The sequence below is a fragment of the Variovorax sp. P4_B11 genome (assembly GCF_056402355.1).
Genome location: NZ_JBFUHO010000011.1, coordinates 1 through 20,138, shown reverse-complemented (window position 1 = coordinate 20,138; position 20,138 = coordinate 1). Strand labels below are relative to the sequence as shown.

Sequence of the window (20,138 nt, the reverse complement as noted above, 5' to 3'; positions counted from 1 at the left end):
CACGACCTGAGCCGCCTCAGGACGGCTCGCAACTCGGTGCGCACCCGCCAGCGGCCGGATTCCCGCGGCCAGCAGTCAGTGGCATCAAATATTCCCCAGTCGTGGCAATCGAATTTACCCCGCCCATTCACGCCAAGGAGCGACTGATGGAAGAAGTGGAAGATCGATTGGTGGAGTGCGCGCCGGATCACCACTGCACTGGATGGCATGCGCGACGAATCGGCGGAAAACCGAGAAGTCGACCATGTGTTGCCCATCGCAAAGGTCCTGCCAGGCCAAGCCTGCGTTGGCGAGTACTGTCGCCGCCCGTATGCCGGGACTGTTCAGGCAGTCCATGATGCTTCGGACGTAGACGGGGTGCGCAAACGGGATGGCTGCCTCGCACTTGGCTGTCATGGCTCGGTCGTTACATTCGATTCGATGATGTGGCAAATGAGCAGCTTGCAGTCGCGCTAGCCGCGCCCGCGTCGCCGATGCGGGTGGCGCTGGGTCGCGAATGGGGTCTGTCTTCCTCATGTTCTCTGTACATTCAGCGGTCGACGGGTAGACTATCGCCGCCCTGCCATCCGTTCGGTGGCGCGCTGTTGGATTCCTGGTCAATCAGGCGCTGGCGGGCAGCTGCGTGGCAGCGGTCGGATCAGGCCAGCGCGATCCGATGCGCGAACGAATAGGCGCCCAGCGCCTCGGACAAACGATCCAGCGTGGGCTGCGGATCGCCCGTGTGCAGACTCACCTGCAACACGACGCATGGTCTCAACCCGGTGTCATCCACCCGGACATCAATCTGTGCCTGATCACCGAGCACCTGGCGCGCCACCGAAGCCGTCACACGCGACATGGCATCCATGCGCAGCGTGGGCTTGGAGATCTTGCCCACGGCTGTCAGGGGCAGTTCGGGCAGGAAGATGATCTCGGCCGGAAGCGCCGCGCGCTCCTGGATGTGCTCGCGGCAGAAGTCCATCAGCACCGCCGGTGTGACGCTGTGGCCCTGCTTGACGGTCACGTAGGCGATCGGCATCTCACCCTTGGCCGCATCGGGCCGCCCGATGGCCGCCACCATCAGCACCGACGGATGGGTGCAAAGCACCTCCTCTATGAGCTTGGGGTCGATGTTGTGACCGCCGCGGATGATGAGATCCTTCGCGCGACCGAACAGCCAGACGAAGCCCTGCGCATCGATGGTGCCGATGTCGCCGGTGTTGGCCCAGCGCTGGCCATCGGGCATGCCGGTGACGAAGAAGTCCTTGTCGAGGCTTGCATCGACGTACCCCTTCGAGACGCCCGGCCCGGACACGGCAATCACGCCGCGCTCGCCCGGCCGGCATTCGCGCACGAAGCGGTTGTCGGCGTCCACCTCGATGGCCTTGACGGGCTGGTACGGCAGGCGCAACCCCACCGAGCCCACACGCGGCTCCCGGCCGTCATTGAAGTTGGCCGTGACCACGCCATGCAGCTCCGACTGCCCCCACACCTCGCGCAGCCAGATGCCGAAGCGCTCGTGGAAACCCCGCATCAGCTCCACCGGCACGGTGCTTGCGCCGCAGTTGAAGGTGCGGATGCAGTGCCCCTGCGACGTCGCCTCTGGCACGGCCAACAGCGCGGCCGCAGTGGTGGGCGTGGCCAGCACGTTGGTCATGCGGTACTGGCGCGCGATGTCCCAGAAGTGCGGCACCACCTCTCGGTTGCGGAAGCCGTCTGTCGTCAGCGTCAGCAGCGTCTGCCCGTACAGCACCGTGCGCAGGCCGATGACCCCCAGCCCGCCGATGTGGAAATTCGGCATCGCGTGGCCGAACACCCCATCGGGCTCCGGCCCGGTGAAGGCCCCAACCAGCCACGAGTTGAGCAGGTGGCCGCGGTGGCTCATGCGCACCAGCTTCGGTGCAGCCGTGGTGCCGCCGGTCGGCAGGTAGGTGGCCTCGGCATGAGGATCCCGGATCGGCGTGAACACGAAGCGACCCTTCGGTTGCGCCGCCACCAGGGTGGCGTAGTCGCGGCCGGGATCGGCACTGTCAAACTCGACCACATGCTTGAGGGTGGGCACCGCGCGGCAGATTTCATCCAGATGGTCCCAGGCCCCAGGGCCGTACTTGGCATGGGTGGTCACCAGTACCGTGGCACCCGCTGCGTTCATGATCGAGGCGATCACTCGCGTTTCCAGGTACGGGTTAATCGGGCAGGCCACGCCGGCGGTGCTGGCGCCCCAGGTGGCGATCAGCCCCTCAGGCAGCATCGGCAGGATGATGGCCACCGACGGGCGCTCGCCTTCGGACAGGGTGTGAAACAGGTTGGCCGCCTGCTCAATCGAGGCCACCAGGTCACGGTAGCTGATGATGCGAGGCGCGGCGGTCAGGTCGGCGCTGAGCAGCTGGATGATGGCCGGCTTCTCGGGATCCGCCTGCGCTGCACTGGCGATGCAGTCGTGGATCGTGGCGCCCGGCAGCAGATCGGCAGGCTCGTGCGCCTCGATGGCCAGCACGTCTTCGCGCGACTTCAGCCAGGCCCTGGCCAACCGCCCGGGCGCCGGCGCGGCCCCGGGCAACCAGGGGCCATCGCAGCGCCGGGGGCTCTGCGATGGGACCATCCGGGTGGCGATCAGTTCGTCCATGCTTGTCTCCTTTACCGATGTTGTCTTGGTCTTCATCTGCGAACCGAGTGGGGCTAGGCGATGCTGATGCCGCCGTTGACGCTGATCGTCTGTCCCGTCAGCCGGGCGCCCTGAGGGCTGGCGAGGAACACGATGAGCCCGGCCAGGTCATCGGGCTCGACCACGCCCAGATGCGCCTGCTTGACAGCACTGCCGAACAGCTTGGCGCTGAACGGGTCGGCCATCACCCGGTCGTAGGTGAGCGTGCCCTGGATCAGCGACGGGGTGAGCGTGTTGACCCGGATGCCGTTGCGCTTGGCTTCGAGCGCCAGGCCGCGCGAGAACATCGCGATGCCGGCCATCGCGGCGCCGATCACCGATTCGCCGGGGGTGGGCACCTTGCAGGCATCCGAGGCTATGTTGATGATCACGCCGCCGCCACGTTCGCGCATGCCGTTCAACACCGCCCGGCTCATCAGCAGCGGGGCGAGCATCTGTTGCACCAGCAGGGTCTCGATGTCCTCGATCGGCAGCTCATGGAACAGCGTGGGCACGAACGTGGGCACCGTCGAGTTGACCAGCACGTCGATGCTGCCCAGCTCGGCCGTCACCTGCGCCACCGCGCCGGTGACCTGATCGACATGATTCGCATCGGCCGACACGAACAGCACCTGCACCTCAGGGTGCGCGTTCATCATCATCTGACGCGCCGCCTGACCCCGCTCGACGTTGCGCCCCAGCAGGGCGATGCGCTTCACACCGGCCTCGGCAAACCGCCGCGCGGTGGCGAGGCCGACACCCGAGGTGCCGCCGGTGATCACCACCCCGCTGGCTTCGAGACGGGGGACAAAAACTTCCTTCGAGGGGATGCTGGGCGTCGACATGCGGAGAGCTCAGTGAAGAGGAGAGTGAGGACGTGTGTCTGGTGACGATGACAGGCTCAATCGTGGAAGGCATGCTTGGCCACCAGCAGACGCTGGATCTGGTTGGTGCCCTCCCAGATCTGCGACACCTTGGCGTCACGCATCATGCGTTCGACCGCATAGTCCTTGGTGTAGCCGTAGCCCCCATGTAGTTGCACCGCGTCGCTGGTGACCGACATGGCGGTGTCGGAGCAGAAGGTCTTGGCCATCGAGGCGAACGAGCGGGCACGATCGTCATTGGCATGCGCAATGCTCACCGCGCGGTACAGCAGCGAGCGGGCAGCCTCGACGGCAATCGTCATGTCGGCCACCATGCCCCGCACCATCTGAAAGCGCGACACCGCGGTGTTGAACTGGGTGCGCGTGGAGGTGTAGCGCACCGCCTCGTCGAGCGCGCCTTGCGCCAGCCCCAGCGCCTGGGCCGACACCAGGGGCCGTGTATAGGTGAGCGTCTCCATCATGTAGTGGTAGCCCTGTTCGGGATCGCCCACCACGCGATGGTCGGGCAAGAAGCACTGGTCGAGAAAGATGTCGGCCAACGGGCTGCCGCGCACGCCCATCTTGCGTTCGTGCCGGCCGATCGAGAACCTCGGGTCGTCACGGTGCACCATGAACACGCCGTAGGCCCTATCGCCCACCTTGGCCAGCACCGCGTACCAGGCCGACCAGCCCACATTGGAAATGAAGCGCTTCTGGCCCTGCAGCCGCCAGCCCCCGGGCACACGCTCGGCGCGGGTCTTCAGGCCCGGCAGATCGGAGCCGCCCCCCGGCTCGGTGAGGCAGAAGCTCGCACCATGCGTGCCGGCGGCCACTGCCGGCACGATCTCCTGCTGGAGCGCCAGGCTGCCGAAGCGGATCAGCGGCGTCAGCGCTGCCCAGGGAATCAGCATCACCAGGGCCGAGGAGCCGCACACACGCGACACCTCCTCCACCGCCAGGACCTGGGCCATCAGGTCGCCCTCACCGCCGCCCAGCAGCTCGGGGAAGGCCAGGCCGCACAGCCCCATGGACTGGAAGGCCGCGATCGCCTCCACCGGCAGGCGGGCGTCGTCATCCACCGCCGCCGCATGGGGCTGGATCTCGCGCTCGGCCAGCCGGCGTACCTGGCGGCGGAATTCGTCGAGGGTCTCGTCCTGGTTCACGGTGATGTCTGGATGAAACACGGCCGCGTCAGCCGACGATGTGGTCACGCCGCAGCGCCGCGACTTGCGCGGCGGTGACGCCCCAGTCGGCCAAGGCCTCGTCGGCATCGGCGCCGGTCTTGGCGGGAGGGCGCGAGATCGCCGAAGGCGTGCGGCTGAAGCGCGGCGCCGGTTGCGGGTTGAGCACCCCCTGCACCTCGGCAAACAGTTCACGCGCCACGTTGTGGGGGTGGGTCACGGCCTCGTCCATGTCCAGCACCGGGGCAAAGCAGGCGTCCGAGCCCTCGAACACCGCGCACCACTGCGCCCGGGTGCGGGTCTTGAACACGGCCGCGAAGCGCTCACGCTGCGTGTCCCAGCCGCGCTGGTCGTTCTGCCCGGGCAGCGCCTCGTCACCCAGACCGAGGCGCGTGAGCAGCTCCCGGTAGAACTTGGGCTCGACGCTGCCGATGGCGATGAAGCGCCCGTCCTGGGTTTCGTAGACGTCGTAGAACGGCGCCCCTCCGCTCAGGAAACCGCGGCCACGCTGCCGCGGCCAGACCTTCATCTGGTCGAAGGCGCGCTGCATCGTGAGCAGGTTGGTGACGCCGTCGACGATGGCCGCGTCCACCACCTGCCCGTGGCCGGAACTGCGCGCCTGGATCACCGCAGCGAGCACGCCCATGGCCAGGTAGAGCGAGCCACCGGCGAAGTCGCCCACCAGATTGAGCGGGATGGACGGCGGCTGGTCGCGCCGGCCGATCGCGTCCAGCACGCCAGTGATGGCGATGTAGTTGATGTCATGCCCCGCCGTCTGGCTCAACGGGCCGGTCTGGCCCCAGCCGGTCATGCGCCCAAACACGAGGCTGGGGTTGAGCTGCAGACACGGGTCGGGGCCGAGCCCGAGCTTTTCCATCACCCCCGGGCGGAAGCCTTCGATCAGCACATCGGCGCGGCCAATCAGCTGCTTGACCGTGGCCAGCCCCCGCTCGGACTTGAGATCCACCGCGACCGACCGCTTGCTGCGGTTGAGCAGGTCGAGGTGGGTGGGAGTGTCCACGCCCAGGTCGCTGGCCGCCAGCCGGTCGATGCGCAGCACGTCGGCGCCCATGTCGGCCAGCAGCATGGCGCAGAACGGCGCCGGCCCGATGCCCGCCATTTCGACGATGCGCACGCCATCAAGCACGCCCATGAGGTGCCTCCGCAGGCTGAGCGAGGGCGGGCCTGAAGACGATCGGCTTGGCCTGCTTGGCCGGACACGCCGGTGCGCAGCTTTGCGGCGCGGCCAGGTCGCCGATGTCGTCGTCGCCCAGCAGGATCTTCCTGCGTTCGGCTTCGTCCAGGCGCAGGTCGTCCAGGGCAAACAGTGCCGCGCCCAGCGCGCCAGCCAGTTGCGCCCCTTCGGGGATGATCAGCTGGGTTTCCAGCGCCTTCTGCAGGTAGTGCACCGCGGCCACGTTCTGCGCCACACCGCCGGTCATCACCAGCGGGTCACGCTTGCCCACCCGGGCCACCAGGCCCACGGTGCGGTTGGCGATGGACTGATGCACCGCAGCCAGCACCACCGGCTTGGTGACGCCCTCAGCCAGCAGCGAGATCACCTCGGTCTCGGCGAAAGTGGCGCACATGCTGGTGATGCTGACCGTCTCGGTGGCCTCCAGGGCGATGCCGCCCATCCGCTCCAGGTCGATGTTCACCGCGCGGGCCAGCACTTCGAGGAACTTGCCGGTGCCGGCGGCGCAGCGGTCATTCATCGCGAAACGTGACATCAGGCCATTGGCATCGATGGCGATGACCTTGCTGTCCTGTCCGCCGATGTCGATCACCACGCGGGCCTCGGGCACCAGCGCCACAGCGCCGCGCGCATGGCAGGTGATCTCGGTGATGGTGCGGTCGGCGATGTCGAGCATGCGCCGGCCGTAGCCGGTGCTCACCACTCGGCCCACCGCCGACTGCACGATGCCGGCCTGACGCAGCGCCTCGGCCTGAGCGATGCGCACGCCCTCGTCACTGACGGCCCCCTTCTGCGAGATCGCCGAGCCGGCCACCTCGCCATCCTCGTCGAGGATGACCACCTTGGCTGTGGTGGAGCCGAAGTCGATGCCCATCGCGTAGCGCTGCATGATGTGTTCCTCGCTCTGCCTCACCACCTCAGCGCATCCGGGCCCGGCTGGCGTCGATAGCTTCGAGCATGGCCTCGACACGGCTGTTGACCATCTCGTCCTTGTAGAACGATTCGTCCACCATGTCGCCCTCGAACATGGCCACCGGCAGGCCCAGGCGCTTGCCCACGGCATCGGCGATCATGTGCTGCGGGTACGAGAAGGCACGACAGGTGCGCGCCGCATGCAGGATCAGGCCATCGATCTCGTAGAACTCGCAGTGCTCCACGATCTTGTCGATTACCTGCGGGGCCGAGATGCTGATCGGGCAGGTGAGGTAATTCTGCGCCATGCCGTCCAGCGGGTCGCGCAGGTCGATCACCTGCGGCTCCTGCCAGAAGCCCATGTGCGTGTAGCGGCCCGCCACCATGCAGGCGTCATAGCCGGCGAACTTGTCGGACAGCCAGCCGATCTTGTTCCAGTTCATGATGCCGTCCCACCACAGGCGGTACTTCTCCACCGGCACCGAGCCCACGCCCTGGGCAATGCGCGCTTCGATCTCGGCCTTCTTCTGCTCGAAGTAGTGCACGATCTCCGGCCCGCCGGGCAGGAAGTTCACCGGGGCGATGCTGTTGGTCCACTCGAAGAAGCTGGCCGGCGAGGGGCGAGCCTTGCACAGCTTCATGGCTTCGAGGCGCAGCTCGGCGGCGCGCTTCGTGTAGCCCATGATCTCGCTCAGGCGATCCCAGTCGTACGGCTTGCCGGTGATGCCCTCAATGAAGCGCACGCAGTCCTGCAGCTGCTTCTTCAGGAAGGCCACGTTCTCGCGGAACTCCGGGCCGCTCATGTACTGGGCCGACGGCTTATTGCCCCAGGTCCATGGCAGCGACATGTTGTAGATCGGCACCTGCTTGCCGAAGGTGCGGTACAGCTCGTTGTCCCACTGCTGGCCAGTGCTGCAGAAGGGGTAGGCGCTGATGATCATGTCGGGCTCGGGGATGCGCGAACCCAGCGTGCGCGCATCCACGTCGAGCAGGGTCTGCGCCTCGACCGTGGAGCTCTGGTTCATCACGCCGCAGCCGATGTGGGTGCGGGCATAGGAACAGAGCTCGCGGTCGTAGCCCAGCGTTTCCATGTGCGCCTGGGGCGCGGCCGATTCCTTGCGGGCGGCCAACAGCGCGGCGGCCGCCTCGCCGTGGCACCAGGCGATGTCGGCAGCCTGCAGGATGGGGTTGAGCTGGATGCCTTCGGTCCAGCAGACCAGCTTGCCCTGCTCCTTGGCGCGGAACAGATCCTCCCAATACGCGTTCACCATCTTGTTGTTGAGCTTGGTGGACTGCAGGCGGTTCGCCTTCTTGACCGGCGGCACGCCGCTTTCGATAACTGTGCTCATGACTTGTACTCCGTTGAGGAGGGCTGCTGCGGCCCTCCGGTTGTCTGAACGATGTCAGGCCTGCAGCTTGATCATCTCGGCGAAGGACTCGACCTTGGTGCGCAGGTTCTCCAACGGCACGCCTTCGTGTTCCGTCTCCACCAGCAGGTGCGACAGGTGGTGCTGCTCGAACAGCTGCCTGATGCGGGGATATTGGAAGTAGTGCGGCTCGCAGAACTTGGCCAGCAGCACGATCAGGCCACGGGCCTGGCTGTCCTGCACCTTCTTCAGCAGCCAGTCGCTCAACTCGACACCCGGCGCAATGCGCGTGGGACACGGCGCATTGCGGTTCTTGTCGAGGTAGGCCGTGGCCAGGCCGACGATGGGGTCGCCAATGGCTTCATCCACATCGGTGGAGACATAACGGTAGCCGTGGTACAGGTCATCGTCGACGATCGAGAAGCCGCACTCCTCGATGAGCGCGAGGATTTCGGGCCGCGGCGCATGGCACATGTGGCCCGACACGTACAGCGGCAGCTTGCGCACCTTGGCCGGGCCGGCGGCTTCCAGCGCGGGCAGCAGACCGCGCAGCATCGCACTGTGTTCGGCCTTGTCCATCACCATGCTCGACTTGATGACGGCCTGCATCTGCGTGGACGACAGGTCGATGGCCCCGCTGCGGCGCAGGTCGTAGAGCTTGCGGATCAGCTGCCGGTTCTCGTTGAAGACACGGATGCTGCGGCGCAGGTCATCTTCGCTGATGGAGATGCCGTACAGCTCCTCCAGGTCTTCCAGGAAGGCGCGCAACGTCTTGATCGAGTTCTCCAGCGACCAGGGCTGCTCCACCGAGGCGATCAGCTGATGGAAGTGGATCGTGGTCTCCGGACGGGCGATGCGCACCACATCGGCTGCGCTCAGCAGCTGCACGCAGTGATCCACGAACAGGATCGCATCGAGGAACGCGATCTTGCCTTCGGTGACCTGATCGACCAGGCTGCGCGTATAGCCGCAGAAGAACGGCGCCAGCGCACCGCCGCCGCTGGTGATCGGATCGGGCAGCTCCTGCACCAGCACGGGCAACGCGCCCGCGGCATGGATCAGTTCGGCCGGGCAGTGCATGGGCAAGGTGCCCACGACCCTTTGACCGCGCTGCTTCGCCTCGATGGCGCGCTGGTAGGGTTGCTCGGCCACGGACCGCAAGGTTTCAAGGATCGGATTCATCTGTGACGTGCCAACAAGTTCGGGCGACCCAGGCACGATCGCGCGCCTGACGTGCCCTTCGCTAGGGAGTTCAACGGGCCGGCGATCTGCATCGCTCGCCCCTCGCTTGGGTTCGATTCCATTATTAGTGAGTCCAACTCACCATGTCAACAACCCTCGCGCCATCTGGCGGTGCCAAGCCACGTCCGGCAGCCTCTCGGTGACCCAATTTCAAGCGGGGTTTCGTAGGGAAACATCAGCATTTATTGGTGATTTCCCTTGGTCGGGATAACGATGAGACCCGGTCGTCGTGCCAGGCACGTTGATTTGTTGAGTTTTACTCACTAGCATCGATGATCCACGCACCAGACTGCGCTGGCGCCCCGCCTCACAGCCCCTCGAACAACGGCAGGTTTCCGATGCATCCCGTTCAACTCGTGAGTTCGTGCGAGGGTGAAGTGACGCGCGTCTGTCAGGCCATGGTGCCGGAGATCTCGCAGCAGATTCACGCGCTGGAAGAGCGCATCAGGCATGCCGAGACCTGGCTCAAGTCGTTTAGGGATCAGCGCCTATCTCGCAAGCCTTGGCCCGTGGATCACCCTGCTCCAGGGCGCCATCTTTGTAGTTTGCGTGCTCTTGTTCCGCCAGGGCATCTGCGGCTGGATCAACGAACGCAAGGCGCGCGGGGAGAAGGGCGCGAGCGGCGGCATGCCAGTGGAACAAGCCGTCAAGCCTGGCTACAGTCGCCGATAGGAATAGGGATTCACGTCCCGGCGGGCGACTGCTGCTGGCTCTGGCGAACAGTCCAACGCCGCTGACACTCAGGGATCTCTAAACCAGTCCGACCTCCCGGCGTCGCGCGCACATCCGTACCTGGTGAGTTTTGGGAAGCTCGGACTGATCGAGCAGGAGGCCGAAACAGGCCGCTATGCGCTGGGGCCCGCGGCGTTGCAATTGGGATTGACATGCCTGCACCAGTTGGACCCCGTAAGAACTGCATTACCCGTCGTGCAGCAGCTCGCGGCATCGACCGGACACGCCACTGGCTGTTTGGGGCAACTTCAGACCGACCATCATTCGGATGATCGAAGCTCGCGAGCCGCTTCATGTCTCCATGGGCGTCGGAACAGTCATGTCCATCCTCGGCACCGCCACGGGCCGCGCCTATGCTGGCGTGATGCCAATGGATCGGATCCTGAAGTCCATGGCCGTGGCGCTGGGAGATCCGGGGAAGGAAGGCTCCGCTGCTAAAGGCGACCGCCAAAGAGGTGGAGGAAGCAGTCGCAGAAATTCGAGAACACGGTTTGGCACGTGCCGAGGGAAGCCCATTCCTGGCGTCAATGCCTTCAGTGCACCGGTCTTTGATCACGAACATGAGCCGGTGCTCGTGATCACCGCGTTGGGACATCAGGACAGTTTTTCGGCCGACTGAAACTCCAGCGCTGCGAGCGCCGTTCGCAATGCAGCGGCGGAGATTTCCAGTCGCCTTGGATGGCGCAGCACGTACTTCCGGTAGGCGCAAACCAGATTGGCCAATTCATAGCAATTTGGCCCGACGGAGAGCCAGGTGGATGCGCTGCTGTGGGCCCCCGCGATCCGTCCGCTGTCGCCGAACTCGGATTTCCTCGACGATGTCGGCGAAGGTCAAGTTCCGAAGGTAGACCGGCCGTTCGCGAAGAAAAGTGCCGAGGTCAGCTTTCGTCAGCCGCCGACATTCGACAGGGCATAGGCGAATGGCGGCAGCCAGTCTGAAGCGCCAGTTCGCGTCGGCCGCCCGATGCCCGGTCAGGGCCGAACTGAGCATGGGTCGACGCAAGGCGAATGACGGTTCCTGCTTTCGGGTTTAGCAGGCAGTCGACCAATTCGCGTCCAAGCTGGTAATCAGGGCGCTGGCCGCAACAGCCCATCCTGAGCTGAAAACCTTCCTATCGTCCTGAAAGCTATCTGGGCGCGCCGATCTTCCAGGAGCAGGTGATGCAGATCGCGTGCGAAGAACGGCGACTTGTCGGTGCGAAGTTCGGGCAACAAGTATGGTGCAGAACGTCGCGACGACCAAGCTCCCTATGTGCCGCCGCCAGAACCTGCCAGCGCGACAAGCCATGCGCGCGAGTTCCAACGCGGGGACACAGTGACGTTCGACGACCGAGATGGTCGCAACATCACTGGCGTGATCGTGCGCATCAACCAACGCACGGCGACCCTCGGCACCGGCGATGGCGGCACCTGGCGGGTACCGTTCCAGGCGCTGCGTCATGTGCTCGACGTCTGAGCATCGTGGACCCGTTCAACCGGCCCGGGTCAAGAGGGCCTTGAGGCCGCGCTTACAGATGTGAAACCTTTTGCTCGTAACCAACGGAATCTGGAATGCAGCACCCGCTTACACAAATGCCGCTCGAGCTGTCACAAAACCAGCGCATGCTTGAGGTCAATGGTGCACCGCAGCAAAGCGACATCAGATCCCACCGACCACCCCACCGCATGAGGCTTCACATGACTACCGCTGCCGAATTCAAAGCCGCGCAAGAATCCAGCATCGACACTTTCTTCCGTCTTGCTGGCAAGACGTTCGAAGGCATCGAAAAGCTCGCCGAATTGAACCTTCAAACCATCAAGACGCTGGTCAGCGAAGCGCGGGAAGCCGCTCTGACCGTGCTGTCGATCAAGGATCCGCAGGAATTGGTGACGCTGCAGTCGGGCTTGCTCAAGCCTGCCGGCGAGAAGGCCGCCGCCTATGCCCGCCACGTGCGCGAGATCATTGCCGCGACCAGGGCCGAGTTCACCAAGGCGGCCGAAGTGAGTGTCACCGAGGCGCGCAGGACGCTATTGGCGGCGGTCGACTCTGCTGCGAAGAGCGTGCCCGCCGGATCGGAACACGCAGTGGCGCTTGTGAAGACTGCCGTCGAAGGTGCGAGCAGCGCCGCCGAAGGTATGCAACTGGCTGTCAAGCAGGCGACCGAAGTGGCAGAGGCCGGCTTCGACAACATCATCGATGTGGAACCAAAATCCTAGGGAGCCCCGTCCGCACGCGGCGGGGCTGGACCAGACGACGCCTTCCGACTTTGAAGCCCCGCCAATGAAGGCACTTCCGCCATCGGAGCCTTCCCAGGGTGAGAGAGCGATTCAAATGGCGCGGCGGGCGGACGCTAACCGAAGTGATCGGCGCCCGGGTCGTTGTACTCGCTGCCGTCACGAAGCATGTGATACGCGGCGGTGAGCATCGAGGCGGCCACGGCGAGGATGGCCTTCTTGGCTCCGCGGCGAGCCTTGATGCGCACGAACTGCGCACGCAGGTAGCTGGTCTTCACGCGCACCGCGGCCCAGGCGGCGGTCACGAGGGTGGTCTTGATCCAGGTGCCGCTCTTGCGCACCCGGGTGGATCGGCGCTTGCCGGCGCTCTCGTCGCTGCGCGGACACAGGCCTGCCCAGGAGATCAGGTGGCCGGCACTGGGGAAGCGCGACATGTCCACGCCGATCTCCGCCACCACGACGCTGGCCGTCAGGTCACTGACCCCGGGCATCGCGAACTCGGCCTCCAACACGTACCACACCGACTTCCAGTACACGCCGGTGGCTTCCATGGCCACGTGGGTGCAGTCGTGCTCGGCCAGCCAATCAGCCAATTCGAGCAGTTGGGTGGTCGTGGTGCCGAAGCTGTGCACCTCCTGATGCATGGGCGGGGCGACGCACCGCACGCAGGCCACGATGGGGTCGGGCCCGCCCGATGACGAACTCAGACAGGGGCAACCTCACCTAGACGTTGAGCTCGTCGTGCAGCGCCACGAATTCTTGAGCCAGCTTGTGACGCGGCTCAAAGTAGATCATCGGCGTGGCGTGCTGATGGCTCTCGCGAATCTTCACGGATTGCGAGAGATAGGAATTCAGGACCGGATGGCCCTCCTCGATCAGCTCATTCACCAGCTGCTGAGGAAGCACGGCGCGGGGCTGGAACTGGTTGATGACGATCCCTTCGACGCTCAGGGCGCGATTGTGGTCGTGCTTGATCTCCTTCACGACGTCGAGCACCGAATACAGTGCGCGGCGCGAGAAATCGTCACAGTCGAAGGGGATCAGGCAGCGTGCGGCTGCGATGAGTGCCGATCGCGTGAAGAAGTTCATCGCTGGCGGCGTATCGATGTACACCGCGTCGTACCCGTCGAGCTCCTTGAGAGCATCGCGCAGCTTGTAGATCTTGTGGCGGGACTCGAGCTTGCTCGTCAACGAGTCGAGGTCAGCATGCGACGGGATGATGTCGAGGTTCTCGAACTCCGTCTCATGGATGAATGATTCGAACTTCGGCTCCTTGAAGCTGTAGCTCAGGGCCGACTCGAAGAAGGTGGCAATATTGGGTTTTGCGTCCTGCGCCTGCTCGCCCAACAAATACTGGCTTGAATTTCCCTGCGGGTCGAGGTCGATCACGAGAGTGCGCAACCCCTGGGAGGCGCTGACGCCGGCGAGATTGCAGACGATCGTAGATTTACCCACGCCACCCTTTTGATTGAACACCACGCGCAACATCAGTTTGTCATCCTTGGGAACGATGCCCGCAAGTCTATGAGATTAGGGGGCTTGCCGTCCTAACGAGATGGCGAAAGCCAAGGAGTGTTGCGACGAACTCACGCCATCTGAACGAAGCGCGCAGTCGTTGCAGCTCGCTGTTGAGAACGCGGCAATGTCGGGGCGCATTCTCGACATCGACGGCTTGTCGCTCCGCAGCCGCCAGCAAACGGTCATGAAGGTGCGGTCCGAAAGGCGGTCGCGCGTCAGCGACCCCGGCCGTCACCGGCCACTCAGACCGGTATCGTCGACCCCCAATGAACGCTGACTTTTCAGTCTCCAGCCATTGAGGCTCGAAAAGCAGCCTTCGCGGTACGCATCATCGACGCGTGAAGGCTGCCCATCTTCGGATATTTGGCCGTGGGGCGCGTGTGGAGGCACCGCAAAGAAATCCTCGTTCCACGACAGTTCGACCGACTGTTTGAAGTCGAACTTGGTGTCGAAGGCATATTGCGACCGACAGCTCCGAGCGCATGCTTGGAAGGCGATGGCGAATGACTTCCTGCCCTGCGGATTGCGTGCCAAGGGGACGGCTGGCTGGAGCTTTAGCGGCACCTATGGCCGCTCCGGTATGCGACCCCAAGCCTGACCGAAGACGCTCGACAGCACCAGTGTTTCAGGGTCTTCGAGGTGGCGCCTCAGAAGGGCTGTCAACTCGTTCAATTCGCGTTCTCCGATCAGTTGTTGATCGAGGACCCTGGTCCGCGCGTTCTCTATGAAATCAATCAGCAGCATGCGACGCCCATGACCCACCGGGTATGCGTGTACCCACGGTTGCACGCGAATATCCACCAACCCGGCTTCGCCCATCAAACGCGGCACCTTCGAGCCGATCGTCCGGTCAATCCCTCAGGCCTACTGTTAAGGGCATGATGATCTGGCCGGCGAGGCCGGCTCTCGCGCCCGGGGGTTGGGCCAAAGGCGCGGTCCGGCGCAATGACGCCTGCGTGCTGGCGCACACGGAGAATCTGGCCAGTGTGCGGGCCGCATTCGATGAAGTGCTTTCCCACTTCGCCACCGAGCCGATGACGGATCCGCCCCGCCTGGCCTTCGCGGCCACCATGGAGCAGAAGATCGCCGAAGGTAGGGCGGCGCAGCGCAACAGTGGAGGCGAGCCACCTCAGCGGTGCTTCGGTGCAACTCTGCAGTCGCCTACATGCGGTCGAACCGGCGATTGTCGCAGGTCCGATCGGCAGCGCTTGGAGCCGGCCCTCAGCGGTCCAATCAGTCGGGGACCAACCTAAAATGCAAGCCATGATCCGCATCCGCGAAATCGACCACCTTGTTCTGCGCGTAACAGATCTCGAAGCGATGCTTCGCTTCTATTGCGAAGCCTTGGGATGCACCATTGAGCGCCGCGAAGACGCACTGGGATTGGTTCAACTCCGCGCCGGCAGTTCGCTCATCGACCTGGTGCCAGTTGACGGCAAACTTGGCCGGGCTGGCGGCGCTGCGCCTGGGCCGGAGGGCCGGAACATGGATCATTTCTGTGTGCGTATCGAGCCGTTCGACGAGGTGGCCATCCGGCACCAACTGGCCCAGTATGGCTACTACGCAGGCTCCCTGGAGCAAAGGTTCGGCGCCGAGGGGCAGGGCCCGTCCATCTATGTCACGGATCCGGAGGGCAATGTGGTCGAGTTCAAAGGCCCGCCGGGTGGCTAAAGCTACTGGACCATCAACAGATCCTTGCAAGCCTTGGCGTGCGGTCCGCCCATCGAGTTCAAGCGTCGATCGTCGCGCGTGAGCGGCGCTCGGGCGGCTGCGCGTTCGGGACCAACCTGCGCCCGCAATCTGGAATGCAGAGTCCGCGCCGATCCAAATCTCAGCCAATCTTGCCGCAAGGTGCGCATCGATGCGATCGAAGCGGCGTTGGATGTGGCGGGTATCGGGTGCTGCGGCCCAGGCGACCGCAGCTCTCGCCTATCATCCCGTGCAAGCAATCCCCGCCCGGCCCATTGGCCCGCGCCCAGGGACTTCACCGCGGCACAGATCGACCGCCTTGGATTCCAAGACGCCGCTCACCTTCCAATCGCCACCCCCGATCTCGAGCATCCGCCGGGGAGCTTGGTTGCGTTCGTCTTGTCCTGCCCAGGCAGGGAGGAGGCCCGTCACGGCCACCCCGACGGTCGGAACAACTGGGTACAACCTTGCAAGCCTGCTCCAGGAGCTTCGCGGCATCGGTGATGAAAGCTCCACCTTCAAGCGGCGCGACATCGACCCCTCATGGCTCTGGCACGGCCGCGTCACCATCGCGAACGTGTGGCCAGATCCCCTCTGGCGATTCCCCAGTGATGAGCGGTCCGAGGCAAGCATGAGCGAGATCTCGCAGTCGGACAACCTCCGAAGACTCTCGGCCATCCTCTATTCGCACTGCTTCATCGTTCTCTGCGGCAACAAGGCGATGGAGGCCTTCGAGAGGATGCAACTGACCTACCCCATGACGCACGATGCCGAGGTGCTGCGCATCGCTCATCCGGGCGCCAGGGGGCTCAATTCCGTCCGCAAGGGTCACGGACTTACCCACCAGCAGAAGCTTCGCCTTCTGGCACGCGTGATCGCTGGGGTGCCGGAAACTGCGCCGACTTGAAGCGGCTTGGATTGGCTAAATGAGCCGAGGCCGTCGCGACACTTCAATAACTGGCACCGGCCCAATGCCTGCAGAGCAGCGTTTGCGGCCCTTCCCTGCCGCCCGGCGAACTCACGCTGTAAGCCCGATTCCTGTCATCCCGATGCCATGGGGATTTCAGCATCGACGGCCGGTTTCAAGGTGGTGCAGACATAGCCGTTGCCGTTGCCGTTGCTCAAGCTGGACCCCGCCTCGGCGACCAAGGCCCATCGAATGGCAGCTATCCAATCAGCCGGAATGGAACTCCGGGCCCACTGCCGTCGTAGCACTCTGGCCCCTGAACGTCCGTTCTTCACCCGAGAGCCGGCCTTGTGGCACGCAAAGTCGGGAATCGGCAAGACCTTGGCCACGAATGTTTGAATGCTCGGGGATAGCACTTCAGGGCATCACGTACGTGGAGCTAGGTGGCCGCCGGGATATGTTTCCTTTGTCAGCCGCTCAAGAATGTCGTGCCGTGTCTTCACGCTGCTCGTTCTCCCGATTCCACGGATGCGCGTAGCCAAGCCGCTGGGTCGCTTTTTCACCGCTCGCGTTGCGTCCTCCTGGAGTTGCTGTATGTGCAAATTGCGTTTTACATCACGCCTCCTTCGCGGCGCACTCGTCACCGCCGCAACCGGCTTGCTATGTGCTCTGCCGAGCTTCGCGGCCCAGACCATGGACGGCCAGGTCCTCGGCGGCGGTGCCCCCATCGGCGGTTCGGTTGTTACGCTGTGGGGCGCAAGCGCCGCCCAGCCGGTCGAACTTGCGCAAGCCAAGACCGATGGCAACGGTCGCTTCACCATGGCGGTTCCTCCCAATGTCGCACCAGGCTCTAGTCTCTACCTGGTCGCGCAGGGCGGGCAGCCGAAAGCGAGCAAGGATGCAAGTGAAAACCCCGCGATCGCATTGATGGCCGTCCTCGGTGCCGAGGCGCCCCCCAAGGTCACGATCAACGAGATGACGACCGTCGCGTCCGTGTGGACGCATAACCAATTCATCGACGGGACCGCAATCAAGGGCCAGCCACTGCAACTGAAGATCGCCGCAGGCAACGTGCCGAGCTTCGTCGATTTAGCGACCGGAGGCTGGGGTGGCGTGATCCAGAATTCGCTCAACAGCAGCCAGACGCCGACGATGGCGAATTTCGCGACGCTCGCCAACGTGCTCGCCGGTTGTGTTGCTCGCGAAACACCGGACGCATGCGGAAAACTTTATGCTGCGGCCAAGGGGCCGATGGGGACGACGCCCATTGACATGCTCACTGCGGCGCACTCGATAGCGAAGTACCCGTGGTATCAGCCGGAGCGCGTGTTCGCGCTGCTCGAAGCGTTCTATCCGGTTCCCAAGGGCAAGAATCTGCGGCCAGTGCCCTACATGCCGTATCTCCAGTTCGTTCCGAGCGCGTGGGTGTTGCCGCTCAGGTTCGACGGTGGCGGCTACCTCGCCGGCGGCAAGGCGATGTTCGACGGAGACGGCAACCTCTGGGTCGGCGATAACTTCAGCATCGGCTGGCAGGCGAGCGACGCGCTATGGCAAGGTCCTGCAACAAAGTTCGACCCCAACGGGAAGCCGCTGTCGCCGGCCACCACCGGCTTTACAGGCGGCGGCATGGAGGGCGGAACCTTTGGCGCAACCATCGACCTGAAAGGCAACGTCTGGCTGTCGAACTACGGCAGCCAATCCATCACCGTTTTCGACAAGGACGGCAAGCCGCTGACCCCGCCTGAAGGCATCAACTTCGGCGGTCAACTCGGTCTGATGCAAGGCGTCATCACCGCGCCCAACGGCGACGTGTGGGCGTTGGGCATCTCCAAGCGCCAACTGCTGTATTTCCCCAAGGGCGATTGGAAGAACGGCAAGATCGTCTGCGAAGGCGACAGTGCAGAACCGTGCAAGTCATTCACGGCGCCGTTCCACCTGGCCATTGACCAGCAGGACCGGATCTGGGTGTCGGACAGCTCACTCCATGTATTCCGTTTTCCGGCATCTGACCCGACCAAGACGGTGCGCTTCGACGTGCGCTCCAACAACAGCGGACTCAACATCGACAGCCAGGGCAACGTCTGGGTGACCAACCGTTTCGGGTCCGATCCGCGCGGCGTGGCGAAGATGGTGGACATGGCGGCGCATCTAAAGACGGGAGGTCTCCTCTCCGCGTCCGATTACCTGACCAAGACCATGTCAAAACAAAAGGGCGGTGACGGCAGCGTCACCCTGCTACGGCCTGATGGCAAACAGTTCCCAGGCTCGCCATTCAAGGGCGGCGGTCTGCCCGGCCCTTGGGCGGTGGTCGTAGACGGCAACGACAACGTGTGGATCAGCAACTTCGCGATGCCGGCGAGCCCCATCGTGGAGTTATGCGGCGTGCGCACCGAGAATTGCCCGCCCGGCATGAAGACTGGCGACCAGATCTCGCCACCGGGCGGCTACGTTGGTGGCGGCCTTCAGCTGCAGACAGACATTGCAGTGTCGCCCGCGGGCGATGTCTGGGCGATGAACAACTGGCAGAACATCGACAGTTGCTACCCCGGCGCCACCGAGGCGCTGTTGACACGCTGCGGTGGACAGGGCGTCGTGATCTTCTTCGGCATGGCCAAGCCGGTCCGCGCGCCGCAGATCGGTCCGGCGCGCGGGTACTGACGCCTGTGTGAATCTCCCCGCGCTCATGGCGAGGTAATCCATGAACCGCACATGGGCGGCGCCTTGGAACTTTCCCGGTCGATCCTCTGCGACGAACGCCAGCAATCAGTCTTAGACCGGACGTAGCGGGCAAACGCGCGATAGTCCGGTCATGGCCGCAGGACTAAACCGCTCTCGCGGTAGGCGCTCCGCGCGACGCCCGAGTGGTTGATCACCCAGTTGCTGCCACCGTTGCCAGTGGAGTACTACCACGTGGTGTTCACGCTGCCGGCGCCGATCGCCGACATCGCGTACCAGAACAAGGCTGCGCTCTATGGGCTGCTGTTCGACCTGGCCGCCGAAGTGTTGTTGACGATCGCCGCCGATCCGAAGCACCTGGGCGCCAGGATCGGCGCCACGCTGGTCCTGCACACCTGGGGCTCGGCGCTGACCCACCACCCGCATGTGCACGGCATCGTGCCTGGTGGCGGGTTGGCGCCTGATGGCAAGACCTGGGTGGCGTGCCGTGCGGGCTTCTTCCTGCCGGTGAGGGTGCTGTCGCGCTTGTTCCGGCGGCGCTTCCTGGAGGAACTGCAGCGGCTGCACGCCAGCGGCAAGCTGAAGTTCTTCGGCGAGCATGCGCAACTGGCCGATGCGAGGGCCTTCAAGGCCTGGCTCGCGCCGCTGCGCAAGGCCGAGTGGGTGGTCTACGCCAAGCGGCCCTTCGCCGGCCCGCAGGCCGTGCTGGCCTATCTGTCGCGCTACACCCACCGCGTGGCGATCTCCAACAGCCGGCTGCTCGCGCTGGACGAGCGCGGCGTGAGCTTCCGTTGGAAGGACTTCTATGGGGACTCGTTCGTCAAGCCTTTTTGATCAACGGTATTTCATGGCAGTCCCTCGGTATAGCTGAGCGGATGAGACAGCTGCACGGAGCGTTGGCGATGCATGCCGATCCGAGGTCGGGGTGTGGCGAGCGTTCGAGCCAGTGGCTCGGACGAACTTCTATCCGTGCTGGGCGTGAACACCCAGCACCTCATGCTGCATGCGCGCAAAGCGCA

15 protein-coding genes and 2 pseudogenes are annotated in these 20,138 nt (G+C 64.4%); 8 read left to right on the top strand and 9 right to left on the bottom strand.

Features of this window, described 5'->3' with window-relative positions:
* Positions 1-637: 637 nt before the first annotated feature.
* Genes AC1DYD_RS12805 through AC1DYD_RS12775 form a run of 7 tightly spaced genes read right to left on the bottom strand, consistent with a single transcriptional unit; the run spans position 638 to position 9,323 of the window.
* Entirely contained in the window at positions 638-2,605 is a 1,968-nt protein-coding gene (locus AC1DYD_RS12805; RefSeq protein WP_478173115.1) for an AMP-binding protein, read from the bottom strand.
* A 53-nt stretch (positions 2,606-2,658) separates the two neighbouring features.
* Complete coding sequence (locus AC1DYD_RS12800; RefSeq protein WP_478173114.1) at positions 2,659-3,468, bottom strand: SDR family NAD(P)-dependent oxidoreductase; 810 nt, start codon at positions 3,466-3,468, stop codon at positions 2,659-2,661.
* A gap of 56 nt (positions 3,469-3,524) precedes the next feature.
* The gene (locus AC1DYD_RS12795) at positions 3,525-4,697 is read right to left on the bottom strand and encodes an acyl-CoA dehydrogenase family protein (protein ID WP_478173113.1); all 1,173 of its coding nucleotides are present in this window, start codon (positions 4,695-4,697) and stop codon (positions 3,525-3,527) included.
* Positions 4,678-5,820: a CaiB/BaiF CoA transferase family protein gene (locus AC1DYD_RS12790; RefSeq protein ID WP_478173112.1), complete on the bottom strand. Its 1,143-nt coding sequence runs from the start codon at positions 5,818-5,820 to the stop codon at positions 4,678-4,680. The genes AC1DYD_RS12795 and AC1DYD_RS12790 overlap by 20 nt, the downstream gene beginning before the upstream one ends.
* Positions 5,807-6,751, bottom strand: a complete 945-nt coding sequence (locus AC1DYD_RS12785) for an acyl-CoA dehydratase activase (protein WP_478173111.1) — start codon at positions 6,749-6,751, stop codon at positions 5,807-5,809. The genes AC1DYD_RS12790 and AC1DYD_RS12785 overlap by 14 nt, the downstream gene beginning before the upstream one ends.
* Positions 6,752-6,779: 28 nt before the next feature.
* A complete protein-coding gene (locus AC1DYD_RS12780; RefSeq protein ID WP_478173110.1) occupies positions 6,780-8,123 on the bottom strand; it encodes a 2-hydroxyacyl-CoA dehydratase subunit D in 1,344 nt (447 codons plus the stop codon).
* Positions 8,124-8,177: 54 nt separating this feature from the next.
* Positions 8,178-9,323 (bottom strand): 2-hydroxyacyl-CoA dehydratase subunit D, encoded by a 1,146-nt coding sequence (locus AC1DYD_RS12775; protein WP_478173109.1) that lies wholly within the window; start codon positions 9,321-9,323, stop codon positions 8,178-8,180.
* Between the two features lie 1,111 nt (positions 9,324-10,434).
* Between AC1DYD_RS12775 and AC1DYD_RS12770 the strand changes: the two genes are divergently transcribed.
* From AC1DYD_RS12770 to AC1DYD_RS12755, 4 genes are all read left to right on the top strand, one after another.
* A complete protein-coding gene (locus tag AC1DYD_RS12770; protein WP_478173108.1) occupies positions 10,435-10,734 on the top strand; it encodes a hypothetical protein in 300 nt (99 codons plus the stop codon).
* Positions 10,735-10,869: 135 nt separating this feature from the next.
* Entirely contained in the window at positions 10,870-11,031 is a 162-nt protein-coding gene (locus tag AC1DYD_RS12765; protein ID WP_478173107.1) for a hypothetical protein, read from the top strand.
* Between the two features lie 399 nt (positions 11,032-11,430).
* Positions 11,431-11,571: a hypothetical protein gene (locus tag AC1DYD_RS12760; RefSeq protein ID WP_478173106.1), complete on the top strand. Its 141-nt coding sequence runs from the start codon at positions 11,431-11,433 to the stop codon at positions 11,569-11,571.
* A 221-nt stretch (positions 11,572-11,792) separates the two neighbouring features.
* Positions 11,793-12,311 (top strand): phasin family protein, encoded by a 519-nt coding sequence (locus AC1DYD_RS12755; RefSeq protein ID WP_478173105.1) that lies wholly within the window; start codon positions 11,793-11,795, stop codon positions 12,309-12,311.
* 140 nt (positions 12,312-12,451) lie between these two features.
* Here the strand turns inward: AC1DYD_RS12755 and AC1DYD_RS12750 are convergent.
* Together AC1DYD_RS12750 and AC1DYD_RS12745 are read right to left on the bottom strand one after the other, a co-directional pair.
* Positions 12,452-12,820, bottom strand: a pseudogene (locus tag AC1DYD_RS12750) (transposase); the annotation flags it as partial.
* 232 nt (positions 12,821-13,052) lie between these two features.
* Positions 13,053-13,817 carry a ParA family protein gene (locus tag AC1DYD_RS12745; protein ID WP_478173104.1) on the bottom strand — a complete coding sequence of 255 codons (765 nt, stop codon included), beginning with the start codon at positions 13,815-13,817 and terminating at the stop codon, positions 13,053-13,055.
* Between the two features lie 1,293 nt (positions 13,818-15,110).
* On the opposite strand from AC1DYD_RS12745, the gene AC1DYD_RS12740 reads away from it, so the two are divergent.
* From AC1DYD_RS12740 to AC1DYD_RS12725, 4 genes and pseudogenes are all read left to right on the top strand, one after another.
* Positions 15,111-15,518, top strand: coding sequence for a VOC family protein (locus AC1DYD_RS12740; RefSeq protein WP_478173235.1), 408 nt, complete (start codon positions 15,111-15,113; stop codon positions 15,516-15,518).
* Between the two features lie 337 nt (positions 15,519-15,855).
* Positions 15,856-16,443, top strand: a complete 588-nt coding sequence (locus AC1DYD_RS12735) for a hypothetical protein (RefSeq protein WP_478173103.1) — start codon at positions 15,856-15,858, stop codon at positions 16,441-16,443.
* 594 nt (positions 16,444-17,037) lie between these two features.
* On the top strand, positions 17,038-19,101 hold the full coding sequence (locus AC1DYD_RS12730) for an NHL repeat-containing protein (protein ID WP_478173102.1): 2,064 nt from the start codon (positions 17,038-17,040) through the stop codon (positions 19,099-19,101).
* Positions 19,102-19,305: 204 nt separating this feature from the next.
* Positions 19,306-19,923: pseudogene (locus AC1DYD_RS12725) on the top strand (IS91 family transposase); the annotation flags it as partial.
* Positions 19,924-20,138: the final 215 nt, after the last annotated feature.

What these genes read in the sequence shown, in the direction of transcription:
- AC1DYD_RS12805 (WP_478173115.1), bottom strand. Translation starts at nt 2,605, where the DNA reads ATGGACGAACTGATCGCCACCCGGATGGTCCCATCGCAGAGCCCCCGG.
- AC1DYD_RS12800 (WP_478173114.1), bottom strand. Translation starts at nt 3,468, where the DNA reads ATGTCGACGCCCAGCATCCCCTCGAAGGAAGTTTTTGTCCCCCGTCTC.
- AC1DYD_RS12790 (WP_478173112.1), bottom strand. Translation starts at nt 5,820, where the DNA reads ATGGGCGTGCTTGATGGCGTGCGCATCGTCGAAATGGCGGGCATCGGG.
- AC1DYD_RS12785 (WP_478173111.1), bottom strand. Translation starts at nt 6,751, where the DNA reads ATGCAGCGCTACGCGATGGGCATCGACTTCGGCTCCACCACAGCCAAG.
- AC1DYD_RS12780 (WP_478173110.1), bottom strand. Translation starts at nt 8,123, where the DNA reads ATGAGCACAGTTATCGAAAGCGGCGTGCCGCCGGTCAAGAAGGCGAAC.
- AC1DYD_RS12775 (WP_478173109.1), bottom strand. Translation starts at nt 9,323, where the DNA reads ATGAATCCGATCCTTGAAACCTTGCGGTCCGTGGCCGAGCAACCCTAC.
- AC1DYD_RS12770 (WP_478173108.1), top strand. Translation starts at nt 10,435, where the DNA reads ATGTCCATCCTCGGCACCGCCACGGGCCGCGCCTATGCTGGCGTGATG.
- AC1DYD_RS12755 (WP_478173105.1), top strand. Translation starts at nt 11,793, where the DNA reads ATGACTACCGCTGCCGAATTCAAAGCCGCGCAAGAATCCAGCATCGAC.
- AC1DYD_RS12745 (WP_478173104.1), bottom strand. Translation starts at nt 13,817, where the DNA reads ATGTTGCGCGTGGTGTTCAATCAAAAGGGTGGCGTGGGTAAATCTACG.
- AC1DYD_RS12740 (WP_478173235.1), top strand. Translation starts at nt 15,111, where the DNA reads ATGATCCGCATCCGCGAAATCGACCACCTTGTTCTGCGCGTAACAGAT.
- AC1DYD_RS12730 (WP_478173102.1), top strand. Translation starts at nt 17,038, where the DNA reads ATGTGCAAATTGCGTTTTACATCACGCCTCCTTCGCGGCGCACTCGTC.